17 protein-coding genes and 1 pseudogene are annotated in these 18,506 nt (G+C 68.4%); 11 read left to right on the forward strand and 7 right to left on the reverse strand.

What is annotated here, in order from left to right:
- The first annotated feature begins 1 nt into the window (after window position 1).
- Together AC1MFL_RS11860 and AC1MFL_RS11865 are read left to right on the forward strand one after the other, a co-directional pair.
- Window positions 2-820, forward strand: coding sequence for an alpha/beta fold hydrolase (locus tag AC1MFL_RS11860; protein ID WP_479809968.1), 819 nt, complete (start codon window positions 2-4; stop codon window positions 818-820).
- On the forward strand, window positions 817-1,527 hold the full coding sequence (locus tag AC1MFL_RS11865; RefSeq protein ID WP_479809970.1) for an esterase/lipase family protein: 711 nt from the start codon (window positions 817-819) through the stop codon (window positions 1,525-1,527). Before AC1MFL_RS11860 ends, AC1MFL_RS11865 begins: the two co-directional genes overlap by 4 nt.
- On the opposite strand, the pseudogene AC1MFL_RS11870 reads toward AC1MFL_RS11865, so the two are convergent.
- Both AC1MFL_RS11870 and AC1MFL_RS11875 read right to left on the reverse strand, forming a co-directional pair.
- Window positions 1,524-2,421 (reverse strand): annotated as a pseudogene (locus tag AC1MFL_RS11870) (IS5 family transposase). The gene AC1MFL_RS11865 and the pseudogene AC1MFL_RS11870 overlap by 4 nt on opposite strands.
- Before the next feature lie 46 nt (window positions 2,422-2,467).
- On the reverse strand, window positions 2,468-3,217 hold the full coding sequence (locus AC1MFL_RS11875) for a GAF and ANTAR domain-containing protein (protein WP_479809972.1): 750 nt from the start codon (window positions 3,215-3,217) through the stop codon (window positions 2,468-2,470).
- A 234-nt stretch (window positions 3,218-3,451) separates the two neighbouring features.
- Here AC1MFL_RS11875 and mgtA point away from each other — a divergent pair, with 234 nt between their 5' ends.
- The 3 genes from mgtA (at window position 3,452) to AC1MFL_RS11890 (ending at window position 8,049) form a co-directional block, all read left to right on the forward strand.
- The gene (gene mgtA, locus AC1MFL_RS11880; protein WP_479809974.1) at window positions 3,452-6,151 is read left to right on the forward strand and encodes a magnesium-translocating P-type ATPase; all 2,700 of its coding nucleotides are present in this window, start codon (window positions 3,452-3,454) and stop codon (window positions 6,149-6,151) included.
- Window positions 6,152-6,278: 127 nt separating this feature from the next.
- Window positions 6,279-7,631: a phosphoribosyltransferase family protein gene (locus AC1MFL_RS11885; protein ID WP_479809976.1), complete on the forward strand. Its 1,353-nt coding sequence runs from the start codon at window positions 6,279-6,281 to the stop codon at window positions 7,629-7,631.
- A 4-nt stretch (window positions 7,632-7,635) separates the two neighbouring features.
- Window positions 7,636-8,049: a DUF302 domain-containing protein gene (locus AC1MFL_RS11890; RefSeq protein ID WP_479809978.1), complete on the forward strand. Its 414-nt coding sequence runs from the start codon at window positions 7,636-7,638 to the stop codon at window positions 8,047-8,049.
- Between the two features lie 4 nt (window positions 8,050-8,053).
- Here AC1MFL_RS11890 and AC1MFL_RS11895 read toward each other — a convergent pair whose 3' ends face one another.
- The 4 genes from AC1MFL_RS11895 to AC1MFL_RS11910 form a co-directional block, all read right to left on the reverse strand.
- Window positions 8,054-8,848 (reverse strand): hypothetical protein, encoded by a 795-nt coding sequence (locus AC1MFL_RS11895; RefSeq protein ID WP_479809980.1) that lies wholly within the window; start codon window positions 8,846-8,848, stop codon window positions 8,054-8,056.
- Window positions 8,849-8,939: 91 nt separating this feature from the next.
- The gene (locus AC1MFL_RS11900; protein WP_479809982.1) at window positions 8,940-9,650 is read right to left on the reverse strand and encodes an SRPBCC family protein; all 711 of its coding nucleotides are present in this window, start codon (window positions 9,648-9,650) and stop codon (window positions 8,940-8,942) included.
- Window positions 9,651-9,702: 52 nt separating this feature from the next.
- The gene (locus tag AC1MFL_RS11905) at window positions 9,703-10,572 is read right to left on the reverse strand and encodes a hypothetical protein (RefSeq protein ID WP_479809984.1); all 870 of its coding nucleotides are present in this window, start codon (window positions 10,570-10,572) and stop codon (window positions 9,703-9,705) included.
- Window positions 10,572-11,033: a universal stress protein gene (locus tag AC1MFL_RS11910; RefSeq protein ID WP_479809986.1), complete on the reverse strand. Its 462-nt coding sequence runs from the start codon at window positions 11,031-11,033 to the stop codon at window positions 10,572-10,574. Before AC1MFL_RS11910 ends, AC1MFL_RS11905 begins: the two co-directional genes overlap by 1 nt.
- Window positions 11,034-11,162: 129 nt before the next feature.
- On the opposite strand from AC1MFL_RS11910, the gene AC1MFL_RS11915 reads away from it, so the two are divergent.
- Both AC1MFL_RS11915 and AC1MFL_RS11920 read left to right on the forward strand, forming a co-directional pair.
- Complete coding sequence (locus AC1MFL_RS11915; protein ID WP_479809987.1) at window positions 11,163-12,035, forward strand: NAD-dependent epimerase/dehydratase family protein; 873 nt, start codon at window positions 11,163-11,165, stop codon at window positions 12,033-12,035.
- Window positions 12,036-12,046: 11 nt separating this feature from the next.
- Window positions 12,047-13,078: an aldo/keto reductase gene (locus tag AC1MFL_RS11920; protein ID WP_479809988.1), complete on the forward strand. Its 1,032-nt coding sequence runs from the start codon at window positions 12,047-12,049 to the stop codon at window positions 13,076-13,078.
- 59 nt (window positions 13,079-13,137) lie between these two features.
- On the opposite strand, the gene AC1MFL_RS11925 is transcribed toward AC1MFL_RS11920, so the two are convergent.
- Window positions 13,138-13,956 (reverse strand): FadR/GntR family transcriptional regulator, encoded by an 819-nt coding sequence (locus tag AC1MFL_RS11925; RefSeq protein WP_479809989.1) that lies wholly within the window; start codon window positions 13,954-13,956, stop codon window positions 13,138-13,140.
- Between the two features lie 141 nt (window positions 13,957-14,097).
- Here AC1MFL_RS11925 and AC1MFL_RS11930 point away from each other — a divergent pair, with 141 nt between their 5' ends.
- From AC1MFL_RS11930 to dgoD, 4 genes are all read left to right on the forward strand, one after another.
- On the forward strand, window positions 14,098-15,393 hold the full coding sequence (locus tag AC1MFL_RS11930; protein WP_479809990.1) for an ABC transporter substrate-binding protein: 1,296 nt from the start codon (window positions 14,098-14,100) through the stop codon (window positions 15,391-15,393).
- 90 nt (window positions 15,394-15,483) lie between these two features.
- Window positions 15,484-16,452 (forward strand): carbohydrate ABC transporter permease, encoded by a 969-nt coding sequence (locus AC1MFL_RS11935; protein WP_479809991.1) that lies wholly within the window; start codon window positions 15,484-15,486, stop codon window positions 16,450-16,452.
- On the forward strand, window positions 16,449-17,345 hold the full coding sequence (locus AC1MFL_RS11940; protein ID WP_479809992.1) for a carbohydrate ABC transporter permease: 897 nt from the start codon (window positions 16,449-16,451) through the stop codon (window positions 17,343-17,345). Before AC1MFL_RS11935 ends, AC1MFL_RS11940 begins: the two co-directional genes overlap by 4 nt.
- A gap of 7 nt (window positions 17,346-17,352) precedes the next feature.
- Entirely contained in the window at window positions 17,353-18,501 is a 1,149-nt protein-coding gene (gene dgoD, locus AC1MFL_RS11945; protein WP_479809994.1) for a galactonate dehydratase, read from the forward strand.
- Window positions 18,502-18,506 lie beyond the last annotated feature (5 nt).

Genomic DNA, 18,506 nt, shown 5'->3' on the forward strand with positions numbered 1-18,506 from the left:
GATGCTGACAGAGCCCACCACGAGCAGGCCCCAACGATTCGAGATTGAGGCGGCGGGCCAGCTTGGCCACGTGTTTGTGACCAAAACCGCGGCCGGCAGCGGGCCGGACCGGACCGCCGTCGTACTGATCCACGGGATCGGCGCCTCGCACCGCTATCTCAGCCGGCTTCACGGGCTGCTGGCGGAATCCGTTGACACCTACTCGATCGATCTGCCCGGCTTTGGCGCCACCCCAAGGCCGGAAAATACCCTCCCGGTGGCGGACCACGCAGCCTACATCCTGGGCGCCCTCGAGCAGCTCGGCGTACTGGAGTTCGTGCTCGTCGGGCACTCGATGGGAAGCCAGTTCTCGATTGAAGCCGCACTGCAGCAGCCGGGCCGCATTTCCCATCTGGTCCTGATGGGGCCGGTGGTCGATCCATTGCGCCGCACCGTGGCGCAGCAGGCCACTGCACTTGGCCGTGACAGCCTCTTCTTCGAAAGCCCGTCCTCGAACGCCCTGGTCTTCACGGACTATCTCCGCTGCGGCCCGAGCTGGTTCCTGAAAACCCTGCGCGTCATGATGGACTACCCGACGGAGCAGCGGATCACCGGGGTCACGGCGCCGGTCCTCGTCCTGCGCGGCGCCAACGACCCCGTCGCCTCCGCGGACTGGTGCCGCCGGTTGACCGCCAGCGCGGCCCGGGGGCAGCTGCTCGAAGTCGAAGGCACCGGGCACGTGGTGCAGCACAACCGGTCGGTGGAAGTGGCCGGAGCCATCCTGGAGTTCGCCGGGATCCAGCCGGCGGCCCGGGAGACACCACAGGGGCGCCCGGCATGAACCGGGTCCTGCAGGCCGCCGGCTGGTGGGTCCAGGACTACGTCTACGCCGCGGGCCGGCAGCTGCGCAGCGCCGTCTCCCGGACCCGGCCGGAGGATTTCCTCGGCGGGACCGGCGGGCCTGTCGTCGTGATTCCGGGAGTGTACGAGGACTGGCGCTTTATGCTCCCGCTCGTCCAGCGGCTCCATGAGGCGGGCCATCCGGTGCATGTGCTGACCCTGCTGCACCGGAACCGGCTCGCGGTGCCCAAAGCCGCGGACCTGATCGCCGGATACATCCGGGACCGTGACCTGACGGACGCGATGATCGTTGCCCACAGCAAAGGCGGACTGATCGGCAAGTTCGTGATGATGCAGCTGGACCCCGAACGCCGGATCGCGGGCATGGTGGCGGTCTGCTCACCGTTCTCCGGTTCGCGCTACGCCTCGTTCATGCTGCTGCCGAGCCTGCGCGCCTTCTCGCCCCGCAATGCCGTGACGATGCAGCTCTCCCGCGAGGAACGCATCAACGAGCGCATCACCTCGGTCTACGGTCTCTTCGACCCGCACATCCCCGAGGGCAGCGTGCTGCCGGGCGCCCGCAATATCCAGCTCGACACCGCGGGCCACTTCCGCATCCTGGCCCACGAGGACACCATCCGCACCATCCTGGACGTCACCGCCGGGACGCCGGCCACCGGGACGCCGGCCACCGGGCCGGCCGCCTAGGGCATGTCTCCTAATTCCTTGAGCCAGATGGTGATGGCGCGGAGGACGACTCCGCCGCGGTAGGTCAGGGCGAGCTTGTCGTACCGGGTGGCGAGTCCGCGCCATTGCTTGAAGATGTTGAAGGACCGTTCGACGACGTTTCGTCGCTTGTAGGCTTCCGTGTCCAGCCCTACTGGTCTGCCGCCTTTGCTGCCGCGGCGTTTGCGGTTCGCTTCCTGATCGGAGCGTTCCGGGATCACCGCCTGGATGCCGCGCCGGCGCAGAAGATCCCGGTTGGCCTTTGAGGAGTACGCCTTATCCGCCAGGGCCCGGGCCGGGCGGGAACGGGCCCGGCCCGGACCCAGCCGGGGAACGCTGAGGGAGTCCAGCAGGTGCGGGAACATTGGGGAGTCCCCGCCCTGCCCGGGACCGAGCAGCATGACCAGCGGGCGCATCTTGCCGTCGCAGAGGTGATGGATCTTCGTTGTCAGCCCGCCGCGGGACCTGCCGATCCCGTGGTCAGGCGGTTCCTCTAACAGATTCATGTAATTCGACAGGTCCCCCTGTGTGGCGGGTGAGGTTCGTGGCGTGCTGGTGGGCCCGGTTGACCGTGGAGTCCACGGAGACTTCCCAGTCGATCATCCCGGCCGCGTCGGCCTCCGCCAGGATCCGGGAGTGGATTTTGTCCCAGGTTCCGTCGCCACTGAAGCGGCGGTGGCGTTTCCAGACTGTCTGCCACGGGCCGAAGGTCTCCGGCAGGTCGCGCCAGGGAATTCCCGCCCGGAAACGGTAGATGATGCCTTCAACGATCAGCCGGTGGTTTTGAAACGGTCTCCCACGGCTCCCGTCGGAGCTGGGCATCAAGGATTCAATCCGCTCCCATTGGGCATCGGTCAGGACGGCAGTACGCGACATGATTCAAGCATGCCAAAGCAGACGAGACCCAATTGGGAGACACGCCCTAGCCCTCGAAGTGGGTGCGGGCGGGTCCTTGACCGAGCGACTCCACGACCCCGGCAGCCACCACATGGAGCTTGATGTTGCGGGCCGCCGACGCCGATTTGAGAAGTTCAAAGGCAGCGGCCTGACTGCAGCGGTTCTGCGCCATGATGATGCCCACCGCAACGTCGATGCTGGTCCGGGTCTCCAGGGTGGCCTTGAGGTTCGCCGCCGTGTCGCTGTAGTGCGCAAAACGCACCGCCAGCCGCAACGCCAGGGACGTCTGGCTCACGAAGTCGCGGGCCAGTTCCATCGCCCTGCCCCCAAAACGGCCGGGGCGCCGCGAGTAGAGGTTGAGGGCCGCGCGGGTATCGCCGTCGAGCAGGAACGGCAGCGCCAGGATAGAGCGCACCCCGTGGCCCCGCACCGTGGCGGCGTACTGGGGCCACCGCCCGCACGCTTCCAGCTCCGGGATATGGACCGTTTCCTGCTCCCGGGAAGCCGTCACGCACGGTCCGTCACCGAAGGCGTACTGGATCTCGTCCATGGCCTGGGCCGCCGGGCTGCTGCTGGCAACCGTAGCCGCCTTCCGGTGCCGGAAGAGCGTGATCCCGCAGAGGATCTCGTCGCCGGGTTCCGAGAGGCTGCGCGCGGAAACCCGCGCCAGCTCACAGAGGAACTCCTCAACGTCGGAGCTGGCGAGTACCAGCTCATGCAGGTGCTGGCTGGCTGAAGTTGCGTCTTTTGAAGGTGCGGTTGATTCGCGAACCACTGTCTCGTCGTGCCGTTTCACTCAGGTCAAGACGATCCGGACCGGGAGGCGCTCAACCTGCGGCGCAGCGGCAGGGGGGACGGCAGACGGCCGGATCGAAGAACAATCCAACGGCTCGCTGCAAAACCGTACCGGGAAATTATATACATCCGGATTCCCGTGTTTCGACGCCCGTGAAGGATTCAGCTTGTGGACGTACCCTAGGGCATAACTCCACGTTCGAACGGATCCTGCATGCCAGAGCTTGATGTCCAGAGGCCACCCGCTCCGCCTTTGATGATCGCCGACGCCGCCCAGCGGCCGGTGGAAGAAGTCGCCGCGCAGCTTGGCTCCGGCGTGCAGGGCCTGAGCAGCAGCGAGGCCGCCCGGCGCCTCCTCGAACTGGGCCCGAATGCGCTCCGCAGCCATCAGGCCAGCGGCTGGTCCGTGCTGGGCCGGCAGCTGCGCAGCCCCATCCTGATCCTGCTGCTCGTCACGGCCGGTCTCTCGCTCTTCCTCGGTGACGCCACGAACTCGATCGTGATCGGCGTGATCCTGCTGGTCAGCGTCGGCTTGGGTTTCAGCAACGAATACCGCGCCGAACGCGCTGCCGAGGCGCTGCACTCCCGCGTCACCCACCGCGCCGTCGTGGTCCGCGACGGGACCCCGCAGGAAACCGACGTCACCGCCCTGGTGCCCGGCGACGTCGTGCACCTGGCCATCGGCGCGATCATCCCCGCCGATATGCGGCTGCTGACGGCGAAGGACCTGCTCTGCGACGAAAGCATCCTCACCGGCGAATCGATGCCGGTCAGCAAGGACCCCGCTCCCGTTCCGGGCGCTGCGGCGCTCGGTGACCTGACCTCGTGCCTGTTCATGGGCACCGTGATCCAGGCCGGCAACTGCACCGGCGTGGTGGTCGCCACCGGCGGGCGGGCCGAATTCGGACGGATCGCCCTCGGCCTCGGCGAACGCCAGCCGCAGACCGAATTCCAGCTGGGCCTCCAGCGCTTCTCCTACCTCCTGCTCCAGGTGGCGATCGGCCTCACGTCCCTGATCTTCATCGCCAACCTGGTGCTGCAGCGGCCCGTGATCGAGTCGCTGCTGTTCTCGCTCGCGATCGCCGTCGGGATCACCCCGCAGCTGCTGCCCGCCATCGTCAGCACGAGCCTGGCCACCGGCACCCGGCAGCTGGCCAAACGCAAGGTCCTGGTCAAACGGCTGGTCTGCATCGAGGATCTCGGCGACATGGACGTTCTGGTGACTGACAAAACCGGCACGCTGACCGAGGGCCGGATCAGCTTCACCGCCGCCCTGCCCGCCGGCCCCGGCATCTCCGCGGCCGAGCTGCTCACCCTGGGGCTGCTGGCCACCGAAGCCGACTACGCCGAATCCAAAGCCTCCCCGGTGGGCCTGAACCCCCTGGACGCCGCGCTGTGGGCCTCCGCCGGAGCCGCAGCCTTCCAGCCCGCCCGGTACGAGCGGCTCGACGTCATCGACTTCGATCATCTGCGCCGCCGGACCAGCGTACTGTTCAGCGAAGCGGGCGCCGCAGCCCGCATCGTCACCAAGGGATCGCCGGAAGACGTCCTGGCGCTCTGCGGGGACACCCCGGCACACGTGCAGGCGATGCTGGACGAAGAGTTCGACGCCGGGTCCCGGGTGGTGGCTGTCGCCACCCGCCCGGCCGGCGGCCTGACCGCAATCGGACCTCCGGACGAAAAAGACCTGGTCCTCGCCGGATTCCTGATCTTCCTGGACCGCCCCAAGGCAACCGCCCGGGCCTCCCTGGACCGGCTCGCCGAACTCGGTATCACCGTCAAGATCGCCACCGGGGACAACGCCAAGGTCGCCGAAAAAGTCTGCGACGAGCTCGGGGTCCTCTCGGGCGGCACGCTCACCGGCGCCGAGGTCGAGGTCATGTCCGATCCGGAGCTGGCCGCCGCCGCGCGTGAGGCCAGCATCTTTGCCCGGGTCTCGCCCGAACAGAAAGCCCGCATCATCCGGCTGCTGCGGCAAAGCGGAGGGTCCGTCGGCTTCATGGGGGACGGCGTCAACGACGCCCTGGCGCTGCACGCCGCGGACATCGGCATCTCCGTCGACAGCGCCACCGACGTCGCCAAGGACGCCGCCGACGTCGTGCTGCTGGACAAGGATCTGGGCGTCCTGGCCGAAGGCGTCATGGAGGGCCGGCGGATCTTCGCCAACACCATCAAATACGTTCTGATGGGCACCTCCAGCAACTTCGGCAACATGTTCAGCGCGGCGACGGCCTCCGTCGTGTTGAGCTTCCTGCCGATGTTGCCGGGGCAGATCCTGCTGAACAACCTGCTCTACGACGCCGGCCAGCTCGCCATCCCCGGGGACCGGGTGGACAAGGAACAACTGGTTGCACCCTCGCACTGGGACATCGGCTTCATCCGCCGCTTTATGTTCCTGTTCGGCCCGATCAGCTCCCTGTTCGATTTCGCCACGTTCGCCCTGATGCTGTTCGTCTTCGATGCCGTCCCCGGCGAATTCCGGGCCGGCTGGTTCATCGAGTCGATCGTCACGCAGACGCTCATCATCTTCGTCATCCGGACCCGGCGGGTGCCGTTCTTCCGCAGCCGGCCCTCGGTGGGCCTGGTCGGCGCCGCCCTGGCCGTCGTGGCCCTCGGTGTCTACCTTCCGCTCTCGCCCCTCGCCGGGGTGCTGGGCTTCGATCCGCTCCCCGTCCCGTTCTTCCTGGCCCTGCTCGGAATGGCCGTGGTGTACCTGGTGCTCGTTGAACTCGCCAAACTCTGGTTCTACTCCCGCGCCGCGCAGCAGCCGGTCCTGCCCAAGCCTCCGGGGATCCGGCGCCGCGGCCGGACCCACCACATCTCGCGCCGGGCCGCGCGGTTCAGCACCGCGACACCCGGCCACATGCTCCATCACCGGGGGGCCCAGCGGGTGCACCGGCCAAACCGGGCATAAAGGCCCTCACCCCCGGCGGGTTCCTGACAGATAGTGGGAGGGAGCGGCCTATTGGTCAATTTCCCAGCCTGCGGAACGCACGCCTGGATGAGCCCGCGGCCGACATCCCGACTGGAAAGCCGTAGCGATGAGCATTTTCGAAGACAGGGTCGACGCCGGCCGGCAACTGGGGAGGCGGCTCGCGGAACTGCGGGGCCAGGACATCGTCGTCCTGGGGCTGCCCCGCGGCGGTGTCCCGGTCGCCTTCGAAGTCGCCGCGGCCCTCAACGCCCCGCTGGACGTGATCGTGGTGCGGAAACTGGGACTTCCCTACCAGCCGGAGCTTGCCATGGGGGCAATTGGGGAGGGTGGCGCCAGGGTCCTGGAAGAGCACGTGCTGGCCCATGCCCGGGTCAGCGATGCGGAGTTGCAGGCCGTCGAAGACCATGAACGCGCCGTGCTGGCGAACCGGGTGGCCCGTTTCCGGAAGGGCCGGACGCGCCAGGATCTCACCGGGCGCATTGCCGTGATCGTCGACGACGGGATCGCCACCGGTTCCACCGCCCGGGTCGCCTGCCGGATCGCCCGGGAGCTCGGGGCCGCGAGGGTCATCCTGGCTGTTCCGGTCGCCCCCGCCGACACCCTCCGGAGCCTGACCGAGCCCGACGAGGTCGTCTGCCTCGCCACACCGCACCAGTTCTCCGCGGTCGGCTACCACTACCGCGATTTCTCACCCACCGAGGACGACGAGGTGGTGCAACTGCTCGACGCGGCGGCCAAGCGGCTGCAGAATTCAGCGCCGGAGTCCCGGAAGCCGGCCGCGGCCGGCGTGGACGACGCCGCCGAGTTCGACGAGGAAGTCGAGATCCCCTCGCGCGGGGTCCGTCTCCAGGGCCAGCTGCACCTGCCGGTCCCGGCCCCGGGCGTGGTGCTGTTCGCGCACGGCAGCGGCAGCAGCCGGCACAGCCCGCGGAACCGGTACGTGGCCGGGGTGCTCCAGCAGGCCGGACTCGGCACCCTGCTGCTGGACCTGCTGACCCCGGCCGAGGAACGAAACCGCGCCAACGTCTTTGACATTGAGCTGCTGGCCCGCAGGCTGTCCGCAGCCACGGACTGGCTCGCCACCCGGCCGGACACAGCCTCCTCCAGGATCGGCTACTTCGGAGCCAGCACGGGCGCCGGGGCCGCGCTCTGGGCCGCGTCCGAACCCACCGCCAGGATCGACGCCGTCGTGTCCCGCGGCGGCCGGCCGGACCTGGCCGGACCCAGGCTGTCCGCGGTCCGGGCCCCCACACTGCTCATCGTGGGCAGCTATGACCACGAGGTCCTCGAGCTCAACCGCAGGGCAAAAGCCATGATGCGCTGCCCCAACCAGCTGGCTGTGGTCCAGGGCGCCACCCATCTCTTCGAGGAAACCGGTACGCTGGCGGCGGCTGCCATCCTCGCCAGGGACTGGTTCGTCGACTACCTGTTAAAGGCCGAAACCAATCCCCAGGAGTAAACGCATGAGCTACACCTACACCGCCGTCGTCCCGCTGAACTGGGCGGAGGCCGTCGAAAAGACGCGTGCGGCGCTCGCCGCCCAGGGCTTCGGAATACTCTCGGAAATCGATGTGCGTGCCACCTTCGCCGCCAAACTCGGCGAGGACGCCGCGGAAGCGCTGGGGGACTACGTCATCCTCGGGGCCTGCAACCCGATGCTTGCCAGCCGGGCGCTGGCCGCCGAACCGGAAATGGGGGCGCTCCTGCCCTGCAACGTCGTGGTGCGCCGCGGAACCGGGGCCACCGCGACCACCGTCCATGCCATCGACCCGCAAACCATGGTGCAGCTCAGCGCCGCACCCGAGGTCCGCGAGGTCGCTGAGGATGCCGGCACCCGCCTGCGCGCGGCCATGGCCGAGCTCGCCGGGGGTGCCTGAGCCGTCAGGCGCCGTGCACGTTGTGTTCGGCGCCCGGGTGGGCGCCCGCCCGGTGGCGGTAGGCGTAGACCAGCAGCGCCACACCGGCGAGGACCAGGAGCGCCGGGACGAAGAACTCACTCGCGGTGAGCAGCGCCGTGGCCTGCAAGGCGAAAATGAGCCCCAGCACGGCCAGGACCGCCGCCGGAATCAGCGGCCACTTCATCCGTGACGGTTCAGCGGCCCCGGGCTGGCCGGGCAGCCCTGGGCGCCGCTCCGGGTAGCTGCCCGGGCCCGGGATAGGGCCGGAGCCAGGGTGCGAACCGTCGAGGGGGCCGGGCGCGGGGTGGACCGGAACCAGGGACAGGGCCGCGAACGTGGCAGCAAGGCCCAGGAACAGGACGGCGGCGACCGGTATGCCTCCCCAGGCCTGCGGGAGGGCCACCACGAGGGCGAGCGTCAGCATCACCCCGCAGGGGATCAGCGCCCACCAGTTGGAGCGTTCGCGCACGTAAACCGCGCCGAAGCCTGAGCCCATGAACAGGAAAAAGACAGCACCGCCCCAGTCCGCCGCGCCCGGCCAGAGCTGGGTGACCGTGATGACCGCCGCCAGGCCCAGGAAAACCGAGCCGGGGATGGCGGCCCACCAGTTGTCCCGGCTGCGGAGGAACAGTGTCAGGAAAGCGGCCCCGGCCGCCGCAAAAATAAGCGGCCACACGAGGGCAGCGCTGTCCAGGATCCCGAGCAGATCCAGCAGCAGCAGGACCCCTGCCGCCATTAAGGCGATGCCTGCGATGATGCTGGTTCTTGCCGATTTCACCGATTGCCTCCCGGAAGCCGGCGGGCGGCTGCGCACCGCCCCTGAACCTTCAGGCTAATCCGGCCCGGGGCCGCCGGCGTAGGGCACAAGGTCATGGACGCCGCGGGCCGCCCCGGTAGCGGCCGCGGCCCTCGGCCAGGGATTTGAGGCCCAGCAGCATGCGCCGTTCCATGACGAACTGCACGGGTTCCAGCAAAGGCCGGAGGATCAGCCCCACGGGCAGCGGGGAGTAATCGTACCGCGTGCGCGACAGCAGGCGCGTGGTGTTTCCGTCGACGGGCTGCAGCACAAAGGTCCAGCCAAGCTCCAGCCGCGGGCTCGCCGCGGCCCCGCGGGAAGGGCTGATCTTCCCGGTGCGCGGATCCACCGTGCCGCCGAGGGCCAGCACCGCTGCCGTCTCCAGGCGCCGGACCGGAATCCCGACGTCGGGGCCCAGCGGGATGACATCGCCGACGTCGAGCTGCTGGTATTCGGGCAGGATCCGGTCCGCGCTGTGCATGCCGGGGCCTGCGGCGTTCTCCATCAGGTCATAGCTGTACATGCCGCCGCGCCCGGCACCCAGCTGCAGCAGCCAGGGCCAGATCCCCTCGGCCCGTGCGTTGATGGTGACGGCCCGGGTGCTCTGCATCCGCGGTGTCCGCACGAGTTCGTCGCCGGGGAGCGGGCCGGCGGCTTCCTGGCTGGTGGCGCCCCAGTTCAGCAGCCGGGGCCGGACGGCGAGGACGTACCCGGCGGCGGCGGCCGCCGCGGTAAGGGCAGCGAGCGGTCCGCGGAGCCGGGCGGAGGCAGGGGAACGGCTCATCGGGCGGGCCTCTTCGCTGCCGGCGCCGAAACTTGCAGCTGCGCCATGGCTCCTACCCCTCCGGGCCGGCAACGGCGCCGGCGTCCGCGGTGTCCGGCCGGTGGATCCCGCGGCCCTGCGTCACCACGCCGCTGGAATCTAGCTCAAGTTTCCACAGGTGCAGCCCGCCCAGCACCAGGAAGAGCCCCGACAGGAGCACCGAGGACCACAGGGACAGCGCCGAGACCGGGACGTTGAACAGCGGTTTGAACAGCTCGCCCAGGGCCAGGGAGAAAATCAGGGTGAACCCGAGCAGGTACAGCGCCGGCATCAGAACCAGCCCCGGCCAGCGGCGGCGGAACGTCTGGACGGCCAGGATCAGGAACGCCGGCATGATGAAGCACAGGTCAAGGATGAACACGGAGTAGAGCGAATCGATCTGCTCGCCGGTCCGCATCAGCGGCAGCAGCATGGCAATCCAGAGCGGATAGAAGATGAGCGGCTGCAGGAGGGCGCCCCCGGCCGAGAGCACCCGGATGCCCCGGGGGAGCCGCGCACGCCGCGGCCCGTCCGCCCGGAGCTCCAGCGCCGTGTAGACCATCCCCCAGAAGGACAGGGCAAAGACGGCGAGGTAAAGGAGGTAGAAGCCGTTGTAGGTCCGCTCGATGGAGTAGATGCCGTACGCGTAGAACAGGTAGCCCAGGATTCCCAGCGCTGCGATCTGCACCTTGGCCTGCCCGCGCCGCGCGGCGAACGCCAGGACCGGGAGGGTGATCCCGGCGGCGGTGGACATCAGGTCCTGCGAGACCGCGCCGGGCAGCAGCTCCGCCGCCACAACGCCCCGGTAGATGCCGGGGAACAGCAGCCCGGTCACCGCGGCCGGGAGGGTCAGCGCTCCGGTGAGGATCCAGAGGCCCCGGACCGGCCACCGGCTGCGGCCCATCACTTCGCCTGGTGCTCTCCCGCGTCCTCGCCGACCACCAGCACCGGGCAGTGGGCGTGGGCCGCGCAGGCGCCGCTGACCGATCCCATGACCTGCGCGAGGAAGCCGCCGCGCCCGCGCCTGCCGACCACCAGGAGCTGGGCGTTCCGGCTTTCCTCCACGAGGACCTTCGCCGGGGGCCCGAACTTCACGGTCCGGGTCAGGCCCTCCGGGACGTCAGCGCCGAAGGCACGTTCCAGGGACTCGCCGACGAGCCGCTTGGCCGTCTCTTCCAGCTGGGTGGTGGTGGGGGAGCGCTCTTCCGGCAGGTGGGAGGCCAGGAAAAGATCCGAGGTGCCCAGGCAGGTGACCACCTCCAGCGGCGCCCCGAGGCTTCGGGCCATCCGCCCGGCGAGCCGCAGCGCCGTCGTCGAGAAATCCGAACCGTCCACGCCCACGACTATCCGCTGATCAGCGTTCATGGCCCCCAGCCTGCCCGGAACGCCCGGCAGTGCCTAGGGCCGAAAGTCACGCGGAGACCGCCCCGGGGGGTGTGCAGCGTCCCCGGCCCCCTCTAGGGTGGAACAAACCCAACGAGCCGAGGAGTGCAAATGAGAGTTGCTGTAACTGGAGGAAGCGGAAAGCTGGGCCGGAGCGTTGTCCGGCGGCTGGGCGAGGATGGGCACGAGGTCACCAACCTGGACCGCACGGGGACGCGCGGACACGGTTATACCGAGGTGGACCTGCGCAACTACGGCCAGGTGGTGGACGTGCTCCTGGGCCTTGAGGACCGGCACGACGGGTTCGACGCGGTGGTGCATCTGGCCGCGATCCCGGCCCCGGGCCACGCCCCGGACGCCGCGACCTTCGAGAACAACATGCAAGCCACCTACAACGTGTTCCAGGCGGCCCGCCGGGCCGGGATCAAGAAGATCGTCTACGCGTCCAGCGAGACGGTGCTCGGCCTGCCGTTCGACGTCGACCCTCCCTACATCCCGGTCGACGAGGAATACCCGGCCCGGCCGGAAAGCACCTATTCGCTGGTGAAGCACCTCGAGGAGCAGATGGCGGTCCAGCTCACCCGCTGGGATCCGGAGCTGAGCATCACGGCCCTGCGCTTCTCCAACGTGATGGACCCGGAGGACTACGAGGAGTTCCCCGGCTTCGACGCCGACGCGATGCTGCGCAAATGGAACCTCTGGGGCTATATCGACGGCCGGGACGGGGCGCAGGCGGTGGCCCGGGCCCTCGAACACGGCACCCCCGGGTTCGAGGCGTTCATCATCGCCAACGCCGACACCGTGATGAGCCGCAGCAGCGCCGGCCTCGCCGCGGAGGTCTTCCCGAACGTGGCTGTGACCAGGGAGCTCGGAGAGCACGAAACCCTGCTCTCGATCGACAAGGCCAAGCGCCTGCTCGGCTACGCGCCGGAGCACACCTGGCGGAACTACCACCCGCTGCGCACCACGCCCACCGAAGACTGAAGGGGGCACCCATGAAATACCGAACACTGGGCACCAGCGGCGCCGTCGTCTCCAACTACGCGCTGGGCACCATGACCTTCGGCGCCGAAGCCACCGAGGAACAGTCACACGCGATCCTGGACCGCTACCTCGCGGCGGGCGGCAACCTCATCGACACCGCCGACGTCTACAGCTCCGGGGTCTCGGAGGAGATCATCGGTCGCTGGCTCGCCGCGCGACCGGAGACCCGGGACCGCGTGGTGCTCGCCACCAAGGGCCGCTTCCCGATGGGCCAGGCCCCGAACGACGTCGGCACCTCCCGCCGGCACCTGAACCGGGCGCTGGATGAGTCGTTGCGCCGCCTCGGCGTGGAGCAGATCGACCTCTACCAGCTGCACGCCTGGGACCCCATCACGCCCCTGGAGGAATCGCTGCGGTTCCTGCAGGACGCCGTCTGCAGCGGCAAGATCGCCTACTACGGCTTCTCGAACTTCCTCGGCTGGCAGCTGACGAAGGCCGTCCACGTGGCCCGGTCCCACGGCTGGAACGGACCCGTGACCCTGCAGCCGCAATACAGCCTGCTGGTCCGTGAGATCGAGTCCGAGATTGTCCCGGCCTCGCTGGACGCCGGAATCGGGCTGCTGCCCTGGTCGCCGCTGGGCGGAGGCTGGCTCTCCGGAAAGTACAAGCGGGACCAGCCGCCGGCAGGTGCAACCCGGCTGGGCGAAAACCCGGAGCGCGGCATGGAAGCCTGGAAGGCCAGGAACGCGGACCCGCGGACCTGGGAGATCGTGGACGCTGTGCACGAGATCGCCGGACGGCACGAGGCAAGTGCCGCCCAGGTGGCCCTGGCGTGGCTGGCGGCACAGCCCGCTGTGACCTCGGTGATCCTGGGCGTGCGCAGCACGAAACAGCTCGCCGACAATCTCGCGGCCGCGGACCTCGCGCTGACCGAGGGGGAACTACTGCGGCTGAGTGAGGTGAGCCGTCCGCGCGTCGGGGTCTATCCGTACGGGCCGATGGCCCAGGAGCAGCGGAGCCGCAAGATCACCGGCGGCCGCTAACACTTCAACAACCCACCAACGACCCAGCAACGACCCAGCAACGCGGGGTCACATCGCGCCTATCCGGGCACCCCGGATGGGCGCGATGTGACCCCGCGTTGTGGTTCCGGGGCGGTTTCCGGGGACGGGGACGGGGGCGCGGCGGGGGCGGCCGGCTGCTGGTGCCTGGACCAGATGTCGCCCATCTCCTCCGAGGACTGCTCCACGATCCGGCTCATCGCGGCGTGCGCCGCGTTTGCCTCGCCGCGCTGGATGGCGCTGGCGACGTCGACGTGCAGCTGCAGCGCCTCGTGCTGGGGCAGGTGCGGCATCAGGCCGTGTTCGGTGCGCCCGGTCAGCACCTCGGTGACGAGTTTGTGCAGCTGGGAAAACATGGGATTGCCGGAGGCCTTGAGCACCGCGGCGTGGAATTCGATGTCCAGCCGGAGGAAATCGTCCTGGTCCCCTTGCTGGCCTGCCGACCAGAGCCGGGCAGCCCGGGCGACCAGGTCGCTGCCGGCGTCCCAGGAGGCGCGCTCGGCGGCAAGGCGGGCGGCCTGGGGCTCGATCGCGCCGCGGAGTTCGTTCAGCGCCTGCAGCTGTTCCAGCCGTTTGGAGGAGGCGAGCCGCCAGCGGATCACCTGCGGATCGTAGGCGTTCCAGGTGTCCTCCGGCTGCACCACCGTGCCGAGCCGCCGCCGTGATTCCAGCATGCCCTTGGAGGACAGCACCCGTGTGGCCTCCCTGACCACCGAGCGGGACACCTTGTACTGGGCCTCCAGCTCGTCCAGGCGCAGGATCGAGTGCGGCGCCAGCGTCCCCTCGGCGATGGCAAGTCCCAGCTTGTGGACCAGCACGGAATGCAGGTCAGCTGAGGACTCCGCCTTTGGGGTTTTCATAAATAAATCATACGGCTCGGGTGCAAGGGGTTGTTTAAGTCTGCTTTATTTCTCTAAGATCGCTTCCAGAGCAGATGTAACGATGCATGTGCAGCCGGCTGGACAGTGACGCCCAGCCCCTAAAGAACCAAGGGAGTCGTAATGAAGCGACGTTCGATCATGCAGTACGCGGCAGTCGCCGCGGCCCTGTCTCTGGGCCTCACCGCCTGCGGCGGAGCCAGCGGCAGCACCGATGCCAAGACCGCCGGCACCGTCCGGGTAACCCTCGCGAACCACGTCTGGACCGAAGGCATCAAGGCGGCCATTCCGGAATTCGAGAAGTCCACGGGCCTCAAGGTTGAGCTGACCCAGCTCGGCGAGGACCAGCTCTCGGACCAGTACAACGTCAAGCTCAACGCCGGCAGCGACGAGATCGACGTCATGATGTACCGCCCGCTCCAGGAGGGCAAGGCGTTCGCCAAGAACGGCTACCTCGCCGACCTGACGTCCAAGGTCTCTTCGGACGCCGGCTGGGACTGGAAGGACTACCAGGAGGGCCCGGTCAAGGCCAGCACGGTTGACGGCAAGGTGGTCGGCGTCCCGATCATCACCGAACGCGAAGTGCTCTACTACCGCAAGGACCTGTTGAAGGCCGCCGGCCTCGAGGTTCCCAAGACCATGGACGAGCTCGAAGCGGCCGCCAAGGCCATCAAGGCCGCCAACCCGGACACCGCGGGCTTCGTGGCGCGGACCAGCAAGTCCGCCGCCGTCACCCAGTTTTCCAGCTTCCTGTACAGCTTCGGCGGCGACTTCACCGACGCCAGCGGCAAGTCCGCCGTCAACTCCGACGCCGCCAAGAAGGCCTACGCGTTCTACGGCGGCCTGATCAAGAACTACGGCCCGGCCAACGTCAGCACCGACATGAGCTGGCCCGAGGCGATGGCCATCTTCACCCAGGGCAAGGCCGCTTTCTACACCGAGGCCGACTCGCTCTACAAGAACGCCACCGACCCGGCCAAGTCCAAGGTCGCCGACACGGTCGGCTTCGCAGCACTGCCCGCCGGTCCGGCAGGCTCCAAGCCGTACAACATCCCGTCATGGGGCCTCGCGGTGAACCAGGCCTCGGGCAACCAGGACAACGCCTGGAAGTTTATCCAGTGGGCCACCAGCAAGGAACGCACCCTGGCAGCGCAGAAGGCCGGCGTCCCCGGACCCCGCGCTTCCGTCTGGTCTGACCCCGCCGGCACCTCCACCTACCCGAAGGACCTGGCCGAGGCCATCGCCACCAGCGCCAAGAACGGCGTCGGCCACGACCGTCCCGAGGTTGTCACGGTCGGCAAGGCCCGCGAAATCGTGGGTGGCCCGATCGTGGCCACCATCACCGGCGCGGACGCGTCGGCCGCTGCTGACACCGCCCATGATGCCTTCCAGAAGTTCCTGGACAGCGAAAAGAAGTAGCACGCACTGAACCGCCCGGCGGGGCGGCGGCTAAGCCGTCGCCCCGCCGCGCCCAGCTCTCCACTTCACCCCCGACTCTTTAGGTGAACCATGCCTGTACTGACCCCTCCCCGCAACGCCCGGTCCCAGCCGGGATCCGGCCGGAATGCCGGCCCCGCCCGCAGTGCCGGTGAGAATTTCTCCGTCTGGGCCAACCGGCACCGCAAGTGGCTCTTCGCCGCCCCCGCGATGATTTTCGTCGGCGTCCTGATCGTCTTCCCCCTCGCGTGGACCCTGTACCTGAGCCTCACCGATTCGCAGGGCTCCGTCCGGGCCGCCTCCGAGTTCGTCGGCCTGGAGAACTACCTCACGGTCCTCTCCGACGGGGAACGCTTCTGGCCCGCCGTCGGACGCACCCTGACCTTCACCGGCGTCGCCCTCGTCTGCGAAGTGGTGCTGGGCATGTGCATCGCGCTGCTGCTGTGGCGCCCGTTCCGCGGCGAGAAGTGGGTCCGGGTGGCCATCCTCATGCCGCTCGTCGCGACCCCGGTGGCTGTCGGCATGATGTGGCGGCTGATCTTCGACCCGAACATCGGCTTCGTCAACCAGCTGCTCGGCATGGTCGGCATCCCGCCGCAGCCGTGGCTCTCCGGCCAGGACACCGCACTCGGCACCACGATCTTCATGGACGTGTGGCAGTGGACCCCGATGGTGGTGCTGATCCTGCTCGCCGGCCTGACCTCGCTGTCCGAGGAGCCGGACGAGGCTGCCCGGATGGACGGCGCCAACGCCGCCCAGCGCTTCTTCCTCATCACGCTGCCCCTCATGATGCCGACCGTGATCGTGGCCATCCTGCTCCGCGGCATCGACGCCCTCAAGACCTTCGACATCCTCTACGCCACCAAGGGCAAGGGCGGCGGATCCTTCCACGAGGTGGAGACCCTCAACGTCTACGCCTACGGCCTGAGCTTCGACTACAACCAGTACGGGCTGTCCTCCGCGGTGCTGATCCTGTTCTTCATGATCATCATCGGCTCCATGTGGCTGCTGACCATGCGCAAGAAAGCGGTAAGCAAATGACCGTACTGTCCAAAAACACCGAAACTGCACCCCAAGCCGCTGCCGCCCGGCTTGCGCCGGCGCCGCGCCGCCGCAAGCCGCTGGGCACCCGCGCCTACAAGGCCTTCCGGGTCGCCGCGCTGATCGCCGTCGTGCTGTTCCTGGTGGCGCCGCTGTTCTGGATGCTCCTGGCCTCCTTCAAGACCAACGTGGACATCTACGACACCGGCAAGTCGTTCTTCTTCACCCCCACGGGTGAGAACTACGCGAACGTGCTGCAGCGCAACAACTACTTCGTCTTCATCTTCAACAGCTTCTGGGTCGCGTTCGTCTCCACCGCACTCTCGCTGGTCCTCGGCGTCCCGGCGGCCTACGCGATGAGCCGGTTCACCATGCACCGATCGGCCCTCGTGGTCCTGATGGCGCGCGTCATCCCGGGTGTCTCCCTGCTGGTGCCCTGGTACTACGTCTTCTCCAACCTGAAGATGGTGGGCGGCTTCGAGGTCCTGATCCTCAGCCACATGTTCGTCTCGCTGCCGCTGATCGTCTACATCATGATGAGCTACTTCGACTCGCTGCCGCTGGAACTGGAGGAATCCGCGCAGGTGGACGGGCTCACCCCGATCGGCGCGTTCCGCCGCATCACCCTGCCGCTCTCCGTGTCCGGCATCGCCACCGCCGGCATCCTGTCCTTCATCTTCTCCTGGAACAACTTCATGTTCGCCCTGGTGCTCTCCGGCTCCAAGACCAAGACCCTGCCAGTCGCGATCTTCGACTTCGTCTCCTACGCCAGCATCGACTGGGGCGGACTGATGGCGGCCGCCACGGTGGTCACCATCCCGATCATGATCATTGCGCTCTTCACGCAGAAGTACATCGTCTCCGGCATGACCGCCGGCGCGACCAAGGGCTAGGCCACCGATGACACTGATCAGCAGGATTGAAACCTTCCTCGTCGCCCCGCGCTGGCTGTTCGTCAGGGTCGAGACCGCCAGCGGGATCGTCGGCTGGGGCGAGGCCAGCTGCGAGGGCCGCAGCGAAACGGTCCGCACCGCCGTCGACCAGCTCTCCGAGCTGCTGATCGGCAACGATGCGCTGCGGATCGAGGACCACTGGCAGGTGATGACCAAAGGCTCCTTCTACCGCGGCGGGCCCATCCTGGCCAGCGCCGTGTCCGGGCTGGACCAGGCGCTCTGGGACATCGCGGGCAAGCACTTCAACACCCCCGTACACCAGCTCCTGGGCGGCCACGTCCGGGACCGGATCCGGATGTACGGCTGGGTGGGCGGGGACGAGCCCAACGAGGTCGCCGACCAGATCAGCGCCCAGCTGGAGGTCGGGCTCACCGCCGTGAAAATGAACGCCAGCGGCCGGATGAGCCCCATCGGCTCCGTCGCGGAGCTCGACGGCGTCGTCCGCCGCGTCGCCGCAGCCCGCGAGGTCCTCGGGGACCACCGCGACGTCGCGGTCGACTTCCACGGCCGCTTCAGCCTCGCCAACGCCCGGCGGGTGGCGCCGCTGCTGGAACCGTACCGGCCCTTCTTCCTCGAAGAGCCCGTGGTCCCGGAAAACACCCACCTGCTGCGCGAATTCACCTCCTCCACCACGACGCCGGTCTCCACCGGCGAGCGGCTCTACAGCCGGCAGGAATTCCTGCCCGCACTGCAGGCAGGCATCGCCGTGGCCCAGCCGGACCTCTCACACGCCGGCGGCATCACCGAGGTCCGCAAGATCGCCTCGCTCGCCGAAATCTACGAGGTCCAGCTGGCCCCGCACTGCCCGCTAGGGCCGCTGGCCCTGGCCGCCTGCCTGCAGGTGGGCTTCGCGACGCCGAACTTCCTGATCCAGGAGCAAAGCATCGGCATCCACTACAACCAGGGCGCCGAAGTCCTGGACTACGTGATGGACAAGTCCCCGCTGAAGTTCGTGGACGGCCACATCGAACGCCTGACCGGCCCGGGCCTTGGCATCGAAATCGACGAGGCCGTGGTTCGCGCCGCGGACAAGCGCGGACACGCCTGGCGCGGGCCCGTCTGGCGGCACCCGGACGGAGCCTTCGCAGAATGGTGAATCAC

The sequence above is a fragment of the Arthrobacter sp. BG3 genome (genome assembly GCF_056680185.1).

Bases quoted from the DNA above. Each gene is read 5' to 3' on its own strand.
- AC1MFL_RS11935 (WP_479809991.1), top strand. From the start codon at position 15,484: ATGCCTGTACTGACCCCTCCCCGCAACGCCCGGTCCCAGCCGGGATCC.
- AC1MFL_RS11900 (WP_479809982.1), bottom strand. From the start codon at position 9,650: ATGAGCCGTTCCCCTGCCTCCGCCCGGCTCCGCGGACCGCTCGCTGCC.
- AC1MFL_RS11890 (WP_479809978.1), top strand. From the start codon at position 7,636: ATGAGCTACACCTACACCGCCGTCGTCCCGCTGAACTGGGCGGAGGCC.
- AC1MFL_RS11925 (WP_479809989.1), bottom strand. From the start codon at position 13,956: ATGAAAACCCCAAAGGCGGAGTCCTCAGCTGACCTGCATTCCGTGCTG.
- AC1MFL_RS11915 (WP_479809987.1), top strand. From the start codon at position 11,163: ATGAGAGTTGCTGTAACTGGAGGAAGCGGAAAGCTGGGCCGGAGCGTT.
- AC1MFL_RS11910 (WP_479809986.1), bottom strand. From the start codon at position 11,033: ATGAACGCTGATCAGCGGATAGTCGTGGGCGTGGACGGTTCGGATTTC.
- AC1MFL_RS11920 (WP_479809988.1), top strand. From the start codon at position 12,047: ATGAAATACCGAACACTGGGCACCAGCGGCGCCGTCGTCTCCAACTAC.
- AC1MFL_RS11940 (WP_479809992.1), top strand. From the start codon at position 16,449: ATGACCGTACTGTCCAAAAACACCGAAACTGCACCCCAAGCCGCTGCC.
- AC1MFL_RS11885 (WP_479809976.1), top strand. From the start codon at position 6,279: ATGAGCATTTTCGAAGACAGGGTCGACGCCGGCCGGCAACTGGGGAGG.
- AC1MFL_RS11865 (WP_479809970.1), top strand. From the start codon at position 817: ATGAACCGGGTCCTGCAGGCCGCCGGCTGGTGGGTCCAGGACTACGTC.
- AC1MFL_RS11930 (WP_479809990.1), top strand. From the start codon at position 14,098: ATGAAGCGACGTTCGATCATGCAGTACGCGGCAGTCGCCGCGGCCCTG.
- dgoD (WP_479809994.1), top strand. From the start codon at position 17,353: ATGACACTGATCAGCAGGATTGAAACCTTCCTCGTCGCCCCGCGCTGG.
- AC1MFL_RS11905 (WP_479809984.1), bottom strand. From the start codon at position 10,572: ATGGGCCGCAGCCGGTGGCCGGTCCGGGGCCTCTGGATCCTCACCGGA.
- mgtA (WP_479809974.1), top strand. From the start codon at position 3,452: ATGCCAGAGCTTGATGTCCAGAGGCCACCCGCTCCGCCTTTGATGATC.
- AC1MFL_RS11860 (WP_479809968.1), top strand. From the start codon at position 2: ATGCTGACAGAGCCCACCACGAGCAGGCCCCAACGATTCGAGATTGAG.